Consider the following 12,879-nt stretch of genomic DNA (forward strand, 5'->3'; position numbering starts at 1 on the left):
TAGAAGGGGTTAGTTAGAAGCAAGTTCGCCGTGCTTAGCACCAAGTTTTAAGGTCACGCGGCGATCAAAGAAGTCATTTTCAAAATTCTGCTCTTGATGCAATGGCGCAGTAGCACCGTAGGCTTGGCCTTGTAAGCGGCTCGCATCAATGCCCTGCGCTGTCAGGTAGTTAGTCACTTCAAGTAAACGCTGCTCAGATAACACCTGGTTGTAGCTTGAGTCACCGCGGCGATCGGCATAGCCGGTTAAATCAAGGGTTAACTCTGGCGATACATTCATCATGTAAGCCACGTTATCAAGTTGCTGTTTGAAGATAGGTTCAATATGACTAGAGCCGGTTTTAAACTGTACATTCATGCCCATGCTTAACTCATCAAGCACTTGTTGTTGAGTTGCTTTAATTTGTGCCAGCTGCACTTGTGCCTCGTTGTAGGCTTGGGTCATCTCTTGCAATGATTGATTGTTACGCTCCATGGCAGTGATGGTTGAGCTTTGCTCACTGATTTTGGCTTGCTGCGCCGCAATCTCACTGTCATCACCAACAGATTTACCAATAAGTGAGCCCGTAAATGCGCCGATAAATGCGCCAACCGGGCCACCCACAACTGCGCCAAACACTAAACCAGAACTCAAACCTACTAGTTCTTCTGTGTGTTCACGCTCTTCAATATCAGCGTTTTGCGACGCGGCAACTGCCATGTTTGAAAGTGAAAGAGTGGCGATTAGTGCAATGGCGATAGTTTGCTTTTTCATGTGCTTCATCCTTTTAGGTGTTATTTAAACTTGCGTTTCAGAATGTGTGCTCCTGAACTCGATGAAGCTATTAAACAATGCCCAAATGGCTTTTTTTGGCATCAAAAATGGCAATGCAGAGATCAAATGTGGCAACAATATGGCAATTGCCTCAGTTCGCTTTTTTGCGGCTAAATTTACTGTATAGTCAGCGTTATACGAAAAATGAGTGTGTTAGAAAGATACAGAGACGATGAAAAGAATTGCCATAGTTGAAGATGAAGCGGCGATCCGCGAGAACTATAAAGATGTATTGCAGCAGCAAGGCTATCAAGTTCAGGCCTATGCTAATCGCCCAGAAGCCATGCAAGCTTTTAACAGTCGCTTACCTGATTTGGCCATTTTAGATATTGGACTTGAAGAAGAAATCGACGGCGGTTTTACCCTGTGCCAAGCGCTGCGCAATATGTCGAGCACCTTGCCGATCATTTTTTTAACTGCTCGTGATAGTGACATCGATACGGTTTGCGGCCTGCGCTTAGGGGCTGACGACTACTTATCAAAAGATGTCAGCTTTCCTCATCTTATTGCACGGATTGCCGCACTATTTCGCCGCTCAGAGCTGATTAGCTCAAGTCCAATTGAAGATAATTTGATGGAGCGAGGCCCACTTACCATTGATGCCAACCGTATTCAGGTGAGCTGGAAGCAAACCCCGATTGAATTAACAGTAACCGAGTTTTGGATGGTGCACGCCATGGCAAAACACCCAGGCCATGTGCGTAGCCGCCAAGACTTGATGGCGGACGCTAAAATCTATGTTGATGACAGCACCATCACCTCGCACGTAAAGCGTATTCGCAAGAAGTTTCTCGCCGTTGATAGCGACTTTGACTGTATCGATACCGTATATGGCATGGGCTATCGCTGGGACAGCTTGTAACGCAATCGAAAGTATCTTAACCAAGGTTATTCATGTATTTACCATTAGGGCTTAGAGCCAAAGTCGTTATCCTGTCACTATTCTTACTGTGCCTGCCCTGGCTTGGTTATCAGTATGTGTGGGAGATGGAGAAATACCTGCGTCACGGTCAAGAAAAAACCTTAGAGGGCACGACTCAAGCGCTGGCCACAGCCTTACACGAGCGTCCAAAACTGTTTGACAATCAGGCAAGCTTTTTAAGCCAGGTTGAAAAAGGCCGTGATCTTTATGCCTACCCGCTTGCGGGCCCTATTCAGCTAGACGGTAAACTGCACGACTGGCAACCATATGCTCACCGTATGCTGGAATACGGCAAGGATAACTTGCTATATCAACGTGACGAGCAAGATACCCCAGATATTCGCTTTACGCATATGGTGGGTAAATACGCAGGATACCTGTACGGATTTTTTCAAGTAAGCGATGCCAATGTCATCTTTCGTGGTAAAAACAGCCTCAGAGTAGACAGAAACGATCATCTCGTCATGGCAACGCTAACCCCTGCCGGCGAATTTAAGCGTTACATTATTGCCAATACAGAACAAGGCTGGCTAAGTGCATTTGAGCTGCCAGCAGACCCAAGTCAAAGCATTCCTGTTACCCCAGAAGTGCGTATTCAAGGTCACTGGCGAGTGACCAAACAAGGCTACAACATAGAGTTTCGGGTGCCACTTTCAATGGTTGGCAGCAAGCTTGGTTTCGCCATTCATAATGTCGACAGCAAACAAACTCGCGATTTAGTCAATATTATCGGAACATCGCAAACTAACTCAGTGGCAAACCTAGGTACAGTGTTGGTTCCCTCACCTGAAATCGAAAGTATTATTAAAGGCATGAGCCACAACAGCTCACGGATTTGGGTGGTGGATAATCACGGCCGCGTACTGGCTAAATCGGGCGATATTCGCTCATCTAGCAACGCCTGGAAGAGCACGGCCCTACTTGAAACGGATAACAGCGGCTGGGAGAAATTCCATAGCCAGTATTTACTGCCTCTTTATTACAAAATCCTCACCCGCCCACCACAAGACTTTATTGACTCTTTGCAAGACTCTACCGAGTTAAGTGGCAGTCATATCGAAAAAGCGCTTGAGGGTAAGCCTGGCTCAACCTGGAGGCTAACACCCGACAGTAAAGCGGTGATCTTAGCCGCGGCAAGCCCTATTTGGATTGACGATAAAGTCATGGGTGTGGTGATAGCTGAAGAAACTACTCACGGTATTCGCTCGCTGCGAAATAAAGCACTAGAAAAACTGTTCAATATTATTCTCACCATCATGAGCATGGGTACATTGGCGCTATTTATATTTGCATCGAGCATTTCTAGCCGTATTCGCCGCTTACGCGACCAGGCTGAAACCGCAATTGATGCTCAAGGACGTGTGCGCCAGCAAATTGAGCCGTCAAAAAACAGAGATGAAATTGGCGATCTATCGCGTAGCTTCTCAAGTATCGTCAGCCGCTTAGGTCAATACACCCATTATTTAGAGAATATGTCGTCAAGGCTGTCGCACGAGCTGCGCACGCCAGTTGCAGTGGTGCGTAGCTCCCTTGAGCATTTAAGCTTGCAGCAACTAGATGAACCCACAGAAAAGTACGTTAATCGCGCCCAGGAAGGGGTTAATCGTCTGCACCTTATCCTCAACAATTTAAGTGAAGCGACCCGCTTAGAAGAGAGTCTTACTAAGGCTGAGACCAATGACTTCCCGCTGCAAAAAGTGATTGCAGGTTGTATGCAGGGATATCAGCTTACCTACCCTCAGCAAAGCTTCAGCACTCACATTGAAGACAAGCCGATGCAGTGTCACGGAGTGCCCGAATACATCGCGCAGCTAATGGACAAACTCATCAACAACGCCATAGAATTTAGCGCCGATGATAGCGCCATTGACGTGAGCCTGACGCAATACAATAAGCAAGCTATCATCAAGGTCACCAATGTTGGGCCACTATTGCCCGAGAACATGAACGATCAAATTTTTGAGTCTATGGTGTCGGTACGCCCGCAAGAAGCCAGCAGTAAGCCACACCTTGGCTTAGGCTTGTATATCGCAAGATTAATTAGTGAATTCCATAACGGTACTATCAGTGCCACGAATGTGGAGACGCAATCAGGACAAGGGGTTGAAATTTGCGTGACACTTCCGCTTAACTAATTTTGCCCGAGATTTTTTGAGCGACGCCTTTGTGAGCGATTCCTTAAACTAGTCTCTTAGCTATTAAGCTAGTTCAGCGAGCCAGCTCAAATAAGTGGTATTACCCAAAGCGCCTATCGAGACATCCCGATAGGCGCTGTTTTATCTATTTAGTCAACCCACAAAGCTGCTTTGCTTATGCGACTACATGACGATAAGTGAGGTAATTTGCGCCAAGCCAATTGACCACCAACCCTAAGCCCACGCCAAAGCCTAGGCTAAATAAACTCGCCAAAGTATGTTGTGGCAACAAGGTATGCATCAAACTAAAGCCAATAAAGTTCACGGTAATTGAACATGCAGCCACCAACGCAACCCACTTAAATTGTGCCTTGGCGCTCAGCTGTTTTCGCTTGCCAAAGCTGTAATATCTGTGGCCAATCCAGGTCAACAGCAACCCAACTAACATGGCAATGGCGCGAGCAAATTGCGCCGCACCTGTATCACCAGTAAACACAAACTCGATGAGTAAAAAATACAAGCTGGCATCGACAATAAAGCTACTTCCACCAACCAACACAAAACGATAAAAGCTTGAGTCAAACAGGCTAAATTTATGTTGTAGTGCAAATTGACTGTACCTAGGCCGCTCAGAGGAAAGCGCGACTTCGCCATTTTGACTCTCAGTCTCAAAAGCTGGCTGACTCATCAGTGACGACTCAACTGCTCGACAGCTAAGTCATCAGACTGCGCCTTCAATTCAGATGCCGATGTTGAAGCTGAGGAACGGCACAATAACAGTGACTTATCTTGAGTATTTGCCTGCTGGATACAGCGGCTAAATGGCGGTAATGAAACATCAATGTGTTTATGATGGGCAACCAGATAAAACTGTGACTGTGTCACCTCTTGCAGAGTATTTTGATCAATAAGTTTTGCTTGCCCTTGGGTGTAATACCGCCCAGAGAATTCTTGTTGCAACCAATAAAATACACGGTGATCTTCACTACGCTGCGATAACAGCCATTTATCACTTTTTTGCTTATCAATGCCCGAGTTAACCATTGCTAATGCGACTAGCAAAAGCACGGGTATAAATGCGGCAACTTTAGCAAGGTGGGCAACGCCGTGTTCTTTCCACGCATACGCAACTAACAATGCCAGCGCTGGCGCCGCCGGCAGCACGTATGCGGGTAAAATGTTGCCCGCCAAGGTAAACAAGATAAGTGGCGACAGCATCCAGCAGATCAAAAACTTAGTTAAACCATCAAATCCATTATGCCGTTGATATAATTTATACAGCGCTGCTGGAATAAATAACGTCCAGGGTAAGCCTGCAAAAGCAAAGAATAGCCAGATTTTACCTCTTGGTTGGTCATGCGCAGAGCCGTACAAGTCCCCTTGCCAGCCACTATCTACAAAGCGCGAGTAATGCTCACCAATTAAAAAATATTCTAAAAAGCCCGGTGTCGCTTGCTCTGCCATCCAATACCAGGGCGCGGCGAGCAATAGCATTAAAGCAAAGCCACTAATAAGCGGTACTTTTATCACTAACTGCGACCACATTTTTACTGCGCCGAAATGCCACAATAACCATAAGCCAGAGCCGATAAAGAATATCACTAGCGCCACCGGCCCTTTTGCTAATAACCCTATGCCAAGCCCAATGAAGCCGATATAGGCAAAAGATTTATGCTTTGTGAACGCCAAGTAGAACCCGATATAGGCTAAGGTGACGGCAAATAGTAAGCCCATATCTGTCATTACAGTGCCTAAACACACGTAAAATACACAAATGGTCGATAGCACCAACGCGACATTTAGACGACTGATAGCAAACTGTTTAGCAAATAGCGCCACAGCTATTAACGTAAACAGCCCAGCGATAAAATGAGGTAGCCTTAAAAAGAACTCATTATTGGTAAATAGCGCGATTGAGCCAGCGCTCATCCAATTTTGCAGTGGCGGTTTACCCCAAAACGGCACGCCATAATCAAACAATGGCGTTAACCAGTTACCCGTTTCCACCATCAGGCGTGCCATTTCGCCGTAGCGGGCTTCAGTTGTGTCCATTAGCGGATAAAAATGCAATGAAATTAAACGAATGAAAAGAGCTGTAATCAGCACACCCAATAATTGCTTTTGTCTGATACTCAACATTAGCCATTCACCTCTTTGGCAGAGTTAAAGGCTGTCACTGTATTGGTTATAGGACCGGGCGCCTTGTTGCTACCGTAACTAAAAGCATTAGGCACAGTGTTAGCTTGTAATTGCTGCCTTTGAGAAACGGAAAATGGTTTATCACTGCGGTGTTGCTGATAAGCTTGTGCCACAATGAAAATCGGTCGCTGTTTCACTTCCACAAATACCCTGCCGACATATTCACCAATTAAGCCAATAGCAAGCAACTGCACACCCGCAAGAAACAATTGCGTCACCATAATTGAGGCATAACCCGCCACAGCTTCGCCAAACACTAAGGTTTTGGTCATAATCCACAGGCCGTATACGAAGGCAAACACGCCAATCGTAACGCCAGAGTATGTTGCTAGCCTCAATGGTTTGAAACTGAAAGAAGTAATACCGTCCATCGCTAGACCGATCAGCGAGCCATAGTTCCATTTAGTATCACCACATTGACGGCTGTGCCTATCAAACTCGATGGTCGCTTGTGCAAAGCCCGGCCAGCTCAAAATTCCTTTCATAAAACGATTTCGTTCAGGCATGGCATTGATGTGATCAACGACCTGGCGGCTGAGTAATCTAAAATCCCCCACATTTTCATGAACTGGCGTATCTGAAAGCCAGTTCATTAATTTGTAAAAGCATGCTGCAGAAAAACGCTTAAACCAGGTTTCCCCATGGCGCTTGCGGCGCTTCATGTTGACAACATCAAAGCCCTCACGCCACTTGGCAAGCATTTCAGGTATCAGCTCAGGCGGATCTTGTAGATCAGCGTCGAGCAAAATGACCGCTTCACCGCGAACACTCTCTAAACCGGCTGTCATCGCCGCCTCTTTACCAAAGTTACGGCTCAAGCGAATGTATTGCGTCTCAAAGTGTAAGCTGTGTTTTTGCAGCAAGTATTGCCAGGTACCGTCGTGACTGCCGTCATCGACAAAAACCACCTCACACAAGTCATCCATATCGCTAATGAGTGTATTTAAACGCTCGAACAGCACATCAATGCCTTCAACCTCGTTATACATGGGGATCACAATCGATAAGGTGACCGGAGAAACTGCTGTTAGGTGGGTGTCCACAACCATAATCTTGTCCACTTAAAAAATAGAATTGGATTATGAACAAGTGCGCGTGTAAGAAATGTCGACGACATTTCTTACACATTGCACATGTGATAATTTACTCAATAACGTGATGACTGTTTATCTTGGCTAAATGAAAATTCTAATAATTGAAGACAACCATGATGTGGCTGGCGTGTTAGGTGATTACTTTGAGGCACTTGGTTGCGAGTTAGATTATGCGACCAATGGTGAACAAGGACTAAAACTCGCACTTCAAACCGCATTTGACGCCATCATTCTTGATTTAATGCTGCCAAAAATCGACGGCCTTAGCCTATGCCGTCAATTGCGCCAGCAAGCCTGCATCACCCCTGTGTTAATGTTGACCGCCCTTGATAGTAAACAAGACTTGCTGCAAGGCTTTGATGTCGGCGCGGATGATTACCTAGGTAAGCCATTTGATTTGGAAGAGGTTTACGCCAGAGTCAAAGCATTGGTAAAAAGGCACAAAGGTCAGGTGGCACCTAATGAAATTAGCTTTTCAGAGCTCAGTATTAATCTTGCTCAGCACAAAGCAATGCGCGCAGGGCAAACGCTAGTACTCACACCCACTACCTATCAAATTCTGGTGTTACTAACTCAGTATGCACCTAACCTGGTTACGCGCGAGCAAGTCATTGAGCAGCTGTGGGGTGATAACCCACCAGGACAAGACATTCTACGCAGCCATATATATCAACTGCGGACTCAACTGGATAAGCCCTTCGCCACACCTATGTTAGTGACCGTGCCAAAAGTTGGCTTTAAATTACAACAAACTTAAAAACAGCAAGGCGTTTGATACCATGCCCAAAGACAAAACCTCCACCAGCCAATATTCCTCTCGCTCGCTAATGACCCTGCTAAGACTTGCATTTGCAGCCATCAGCTTTATCAGTGCAGGGTTTGTATTTTTAGTCATGGTTGGCGTCATGCAATGGGTTGAAGATCAGGTAAGCCTTAGAAATCTTGAGCAAGCAAAACCCTATGTTGGAGAAGCTTTGGAGCAATCTGCGGGATTTCCGCTAACGGTTTCGCCAACGGTCATCGCCTATTCTCACGCAGAGCAACTGCCAGATGAGTTTAAAGAAGCCGCCCAGTTCCCCAGTGAATACCAAACCGAAATTCATAGCCAATCTATTGATTACTTTGTCTACAAAACCAAACTAGTCACCAGTAAGGGCGTGCAAGAAGTGTATATTATCTCGCTAGCACAATACTCTGAGCTCACCGATGTGCAATGGCAACGCACTTTATTATTCTGTGTACTGCTTATGTCAGTGTTATTTGTCATTCTGAACACGGTCGCGACCAAAGTGCTGAGTCCAATGATCAAACCTATCAATCAGCTAAGCGATCAGCTGCAGCAACACCCGCTACCAGACTCTTTTACGATTAGCAGCCGCGCGGTAACCGAGTTTGGCATTCTAACCGACAGCCTCAATCAATACCGCGAAAACAGCGAGCAACGCATTAAACAGGAACAGGCCTTTGCACGTTATGCCAGCCATGAATTGAGAACACCACTGAGTATCGTGCGCGGCGCAGCAGTGTTACTTGGTCACAATCAAGAGCAGGCATTTCAACAAAAACAACGTGAGCGTATCGTTCGTGCCAGCCAAGATATGCAAAATACCGTCGATGCCCTGCTGCATATCGTCAAGCAAGAAAACCCTAACTCACAAGCTCAGCCAAGACTGTTAGAGGCACAAGAGCTAGAACAGATATTGTCGAACCATATGACCACAGCTAACCAAAGAGGTATTAGCTTAAAGCTAGACATTCAAACAACACCTCATATCATTCCAAGTGAAGCCGTACTTAAAATGCTACTGGGCAACTTAATACAAAATGCCATTAATGCGCTCACAGATCTTGAGCAAGACAACAAAGCGATTGAAATCATTATTAGTGAGAATGCGATTACCGTTAGCGACAACGGGCATGGCCTGAGTCACAATGAGCACAACCAAACTGGCCATGGTTTGGGGCTAGTTATCGTTGATACGCTTTGCCAACGCTATCAATGGCAATTTCAACTCAAACCCAATGAGCCACAAGGTTGTGTGGCAGAGCTGAGTTTTTAGTGCTGTGGCTTGTGCTAAGGGCATTGCTCAGGTGGCTCGCGCCTGTTTCATATTAACGAGCACTCAATTTTTATAAGCACCTTATATTTAGCAACACTTCATATTTGCGAGTATAGCCACTTACATTTAGCCATCTAGATGTTAAGATAGCTAAAACAAAGAAGCTATTTACCCAATATGTGGTTTAAGGAGAGCGGCGCGTTATGAGCAAGCACGATAAATTGGCAACTCAAATTGTCAGCACAGGCCGAGATAAGAAATACACCCAAGGCATTATTAACCCACCTGTTTACCGTGCATCAACCGTAGTGTTTGACTCGATGGATGACATGCGCCACGCCATTAAGCACAAAACCAACGGCGAGCTGTTTTACGGTCGCCGTGGCACCCACACTCACTTTGCATTTCAACAAGCTATCGCTGAACTTGAAGGTGGCTGTGGCACAGCTTTATACCCATCAGGTGCTGCGGCAATTAGTGGTGCTTTATTGTCGTTCTTAGGTCAAGGCGATCATTTGTTAATGGTCGACAATGTCTATGAGCCAACTCGCGATTTATGTGACAAACTGCTTGCCGGTTACGGTGTAGAAACCACTTATTACGACCCGCTTATCGGCGCAGACATTAAAGAGCTTATTCGCCCGAATACCAAGGTAATATTTTTAGAGTCACCAGGCTCAATTACCATGGAAATTCAAGACGTTCCTGGCATTTGTGAGGTGGCCAAGGCGCACAATATTATCACCATGTTAGATAACACCTGGGCGTCTCCAATCAATTGCAGACCATTCGAAATGGGTATCGACATATCTATTCAAGCCGCGACTAAATACATTGTCGGTCATTCAGATGTGATGATAGGCACAGCAACGGCGAACGAAGAACACTGGCCGCGCCTGCGTGAACACAGCTATTTAATGGGGCTTACCACCTCTCCAGATGACGTTTATCTAGCAAACCGTGGTCTTCGCACTTTAGGGGTTCGTCTAAAGCAGCACGAACAAAATGCACTAAAAGTAGCTAACTGGCTTGCGGCGCGTGAAGAAGTCGATCATTTAAGACACCCGGCGTTTGACACCTGCCCTGGGCATGAGTTTTTTGAGCGCGATTTCAGTGGCGGTAATGGCCTGTTCTCATTTGTATTAAAACAAGGCAACCTTAAAGCTGTCACAGCATTTGTTGAAAACATGCAGCATTTTAAAATGGGCTTCTCTTGGGGCGGTTATGAAAGCCTGATCTTAGGCTATTTTGGTCTAGATAAAATCCGCACGGTTACTAATTGGGATACATCAAAGCCATTGATTCGATTGCATATCGGACTTGAAGATGTTGATGACCTGATTGCCGATCTTGAAGCTGCTTTTGAGCGTTATAACCTAGTCGTAAACTCATGCAAGTAATCGCATTAGCTAAGTAAACTAATCAACTAAAATTAATATCAGGTAGCCCAACGGCTACCTGTTTTGTTTACGGCTAAGTTAGCCCTAGTCAATCGATAAGTAGTTACCACCAGCTCAACCTTAAGATGCAAATAAAAATAATTATCATTTGCAATGATACCTTGTAGCATTTATTATCTCCTGTACTTATCAAGGAGAAGCGAATGAAACCAGATATCCATCCTGAATACCGCCAAGTGGTTTTTCACGACACATCGTGCGATGCATACTTTGTAGTAGGCTCAACGTTAAAGACTGATCAAACAATTGAATATCAGGGTAAAACTTACCCTTACTACAACCTTGATGTATCGAGTCAATCTCATCCTTACTACACTGGTGAGCAACGCACGACTAAGAACCAAGGCCGCGTAGCTAAATTTAAGAACAAATTTAAAGGAACGTTTGGCTAATGAAAGTTTTAAGCTCGTTAAAAAGCGCGAAACAGCGCCACCCTGACTGCCAAGTGGTTAAACGCCGTGGCCGCGTTTACGTGATTTGCAAATCAAATCCAAGATTTAAAGCCGTACAAGGCAAGGCACGCAAGTAACACGTATACATTGTAATGAATCTCGGCTAAAGAATAGGAATAACCAACTACTCTTTAGCCCAAACTGTCATCTTTGCTAGTCATCTATTGTCACATTGGTGCTAACTGCTTAATCGCTTGATAGGCATTTTCTTGATACTGCTGATTGGCAATATCAGCAAACAGCGTCGCTTGATCAGCTAGCTCACCTGTTAACCCCTTCCTACTCGCATAGAATAGACCGCTCTTATAATTTGAATTGAATACGGCATCCATGTATCGGCTCGCGCCGGTTTCAACCTGGTGCGCTTTACCCAGTAATAGCATCACCTTCATCGCCGATTGCATCATGACTCGCTTTAGCAATGGCAAACTATCAAACCCTTGGGTACCAGTTGTAGCACCAGGGCTCATCGTGACAAAGCGTATTTGTGGGTAACGGCGCGCCATTGCCGACATCCATAATGCGCCCATATATTTAATTGGACCATAAGCAACAGTGGGATCGTTAACTGAACTCAAATAACTCCCTCGTGCTAAACCAACAAACTCACTCACAGATGACGTATCAAATGTTGGGCGCTTCATGCCCATCTCCTCAACACCTCTCGCAGCTTCAGAGCCAGCATAAACTGCCACGTGATTGAGCTTACCGCTAGTGAGCAGCGACTCAGCCAATACACTATGCCCAAGTAGGTTTACGGCAAAAATCTCGGTCACACCGCTGCTGTTTAAATTATGGAAATGTTTGCCGCCAGTACCACCAGCATTCATAACCAAAGCATCGACACTTTGAGGTAATGAGTTAACGGCATTAGCAACAGAGTCAAGGTTACTGACATCTATTGTGATAACTTCAAAGATATTGCGGCCAGTGAGTTGCTCAAGTTCAGCTTGCGCAATTTGACCTTTTTGCGGATCACGACAGCCCAAGTAGATTTTGTCGATGTTAGCTCTAAGAGCGAGTTGTCTGGCAGATTCCTTGCCCAACCCTGCGTTGGCACCAGTAATGAATACACTACGTATCATGTTGACTCCTTTAATCTTGAAAACGAGAGTTAGATTAAAGAAGCCAAAGCAAGGATTTTTGATTTTTCTTGCGGTGTTGGTGTTTGTGTTAGTGTTGACGGTCGTTAACGATATTCGTCAGTCGTGACTGTGGCTGTCATTAATTCACGCTAACTTTTGCTGCGGCTTGATACGCTTTGGTACCCCATAGTGGTACGGTCGATAAACTGTGTTTGTAGCTACCTGAGGTTTCTTTGGTAGAGTATGAAACGTACATCAAGGTTTGATTGTCAGCATCATAGATACGGCGAATCTTCATACTCTTAAAAAAGATACTTTTTGACTTCTTGAATACCACTTCACCAGATTTGCTTTTATCAATTGCAGCAATCATATCGAGCGTAATTTCACCGGTTTGACGACATGAGATAGAGGAGTCAGACGGGTCGGCTAAATCTAAGTCAGCCTCAATGCTAGCAACGTGGCAAGTGACGCCAGTTACGATTGGATCGTTCATGTGGTTAAGTTTAATATCTTTGGTGGTGAACACACCCAGGCTTACTTTACCCACATCATCGCTACAGGCGCTTAGTGCACCAATAGTTGTAATCACTGACAAACAAGCAAGTACTTTGCTAAGTTTCTTCATTTGAATTTCCCTAAAATATTACTGACAATAA

At 45.3% G+C, this 12,879-nt stretch carries 13 protein-coding genes; 7 read left to right on the forward strand and 6 right to left on the reverse strand.

The annotated features are described in order from the left end of the window. Window positions 1-9: 9 nt before the first annotated feature. Entirely contained in the window at window positions 10-753 is a 744-nt protein-coding gene (pdsO, locus tag EXU30_RS01415) for a sortase-associated OmpA-like protein PdsO (protein WP_130597478.1), read from the reverse strand. A gap of 232 nt (window positions 754-985) precedes the next feature. Here pdsO and pdsR point away from each other — a divergent pair, with 232 nt between their 5' ends. Both pdsR and pdsS read left to right on the forward strand, forming a co-directional pair. Continuing rightward, window positions 986-1,675 carry a proteobacterial dedicated sortase system response regulator gene (pdsR, locus tag EXU30_RS01420; RefSeq protein ID WP_130597479.1) on the forward strand — a complete coding sequence of 230 codons (690 nt, stop codon included), beginning with the start codon at window positions 986-988 and terminating at the stop codon, window positions 1,673-1,675. A gap of 32 nt (window positions 1,676-1,707) precedes the next feature. Further along, window positions 1,708-3,870, forward strand: a complete 2,163-nt coding sequence (pdsS, locus tag EXU30_RS01425; protein ID WP_130597480.1) for a proteobacterial dedicated sortase system histidine kinase — start codon at window positions 1,708-1,710, stop codon at window positions 3,868-3,870. A gap of 175 nt (window positions 3,871-4,045) precedes the next feature. On the opposite strand, the gene EXU30_RS01430 is transcribed toward pdsS, so the two are convergent. Genes EXU30_RS01430 through EXU30_RS01440 form a run of 3 tightly spaced genes read right to left on the reverse strand, consistent with a single transcriptional unit; the run spans window position 4,046 to window position 7,118 of the window. Next, on the reverse strand, window positions 4,046-4,558 hold the full coding sequence (locus tag EXU30_RS01430) for a GtrA family protein (protein ID WP_130597481.1): 513 nt from the start codon (window positions 4,556-4,558) through the stop codon (window positions 4,046-4,048). Then, window positions 4,558-6,009, reverse strand: coding sequence for an ArnT family glycosyltransferase (locus EXU30_RS01435; protein ID WP_130597482.1), 1,452 nt, complete (start codon window positions 6,007-6,009; stop codon window positions 4,558-4,560). The genes EXU30_RS01430 and EXU30_RS01435 overlap by 1 nt, the downstream gene beginning before the upstream one ends. Beyond that, the gene (locus EXU30_RS01440) at window positions 6,009-7,118 is read right to left on the reverse strand and encodes a glycosyltransferase family 2 protein (RefSeq protein ID WP_130597483.1); all 1,110 of its coding nucleotides are present in this window, start codon (window positions 7,116-7,118) and stop codon (window positions 6,009-6,011) included. Before EXU30_RS01440 ends, EXU30_RS01435 begins: the two co-directional genes overlap by 1 nt. A gap of 130 nt (window positions 7,119-7,248) precedes the next feature. Here EXU30_RS01440 and EXU30_RS01445 point away from each other — a divergent pair, with 130 nt between their 5' ends. The 5 genes from EXU30_RS01445 to ykgO all read left to right on the forward strand — a co-directional run bounded on the left by EXU30_RS01445 (window position 7,249) and on the right by ykgO (window position 11,212). After that, on the forward strand, window positions 7,249-7,920 hold the full coding sequence (locus EXU30_RS01445) for a response regulator transcription factor (RefSeq protein WP_130597484.1): 672 nt from the start codon (window positions 7,249-7,251) through the stop codon (window positions 7,918-7,920). Between the two features lie 22 nt (window positions 7,921-7,942). After that, a complete protein-coding gene (locus EXU30_RS01450; protein ID WP_130597485.1) occupies window positions 7,943-9,223 on the forward strand; it encodes a sensor histidine kinase in 1,281 nt (426 codons plus the stop codon). A gap of 203 nt (window positions 9,224-9,426) precedes the next feature. Continuing rightward, the gene (locus EXU30_RS01455; RefSeq protein WP_130597486.1) at window positions 9,427-10,623 is read left to right on the forward strand and encodes a cystathionine beta-lyase; all 1,197 of its coding nucleotides are present in this window, start codon (window positions 9,427-9,429) and stop codon (window positions 10,621-10,623) included. A 203-nt stretch (window positions 10,624-10,826) separates the two neighbouring features. Beyond that, on the forward strand, window positions 10,827-11,075 hold the full coding sequence (locus EXU30_RS01460) for a type B 50S ribosomal protein L31 (RefSeq protein WP_130597487.1): 249 nt from the start codon (window positions 10,827-10,829) through the stop codon (window positions 11,073-11,075). Further along, window positions 11,075-11,212 carry a type B 50S ribosomal protein L36 gene (ykgO, locus tag EXU30_RS01465; RefSeq protein WP_130597488.1) on the forward strand — a complete coding sequence of 46 codons (138 nt, stop codon included), beginning with the start codon at window positions 11,075-11,077 and terminating at the stop codon, window positions 11,210-11,212. The genes EXU30_RS01460 and ykgO overlap by 1 nt, the downstream gene beginning before the upstream one ends. A 90-nt stretch (window positions 11,213-11,302) precedes the next feature. On the opposite strand, the gene EXU30_RS01470 is transcribed toward ykgO, so the two are convergent. Then, window positions 11,303-12,220 carry an SDR family NAD(P)-dependent oxidoreductase gene (locus tag EXU30_RS01470; RefSeq protein WP_130597489.1) on the reverse strand — a complete coding sequence of 306 codons (918 nt, stop codon included), beginning with the start codon at window positions 12,218-12,220 and terminating at the stop codon, window positions 11,303-11,305. Window positions 12,221-12,359: 139 nt separating this feature from the next. Further along, window positions 12,360-12,848 (reverse strand): CreA family protein, encoded by a 489-nt coding sequence (locus tag EXU30_RS01475; RefSeq protein WP_130597490.1) that lies wholly within the window; start codon window positions 12,846-12,848, stop codon window positions 12,360-12,362. Window positions 12,849-12,879 lie beyond the last annotated feature (31 nt).

The organism is Shewanella maritima (genome assembly GCF_004295345.1).
GTDB classification, from domain to species: domain Bacteria; phylum Pseudomonadota; class Gammaproteobacteria; order Enterobacterales; family Shewanellaceae; genus Shewanella; species Shewanella maritima.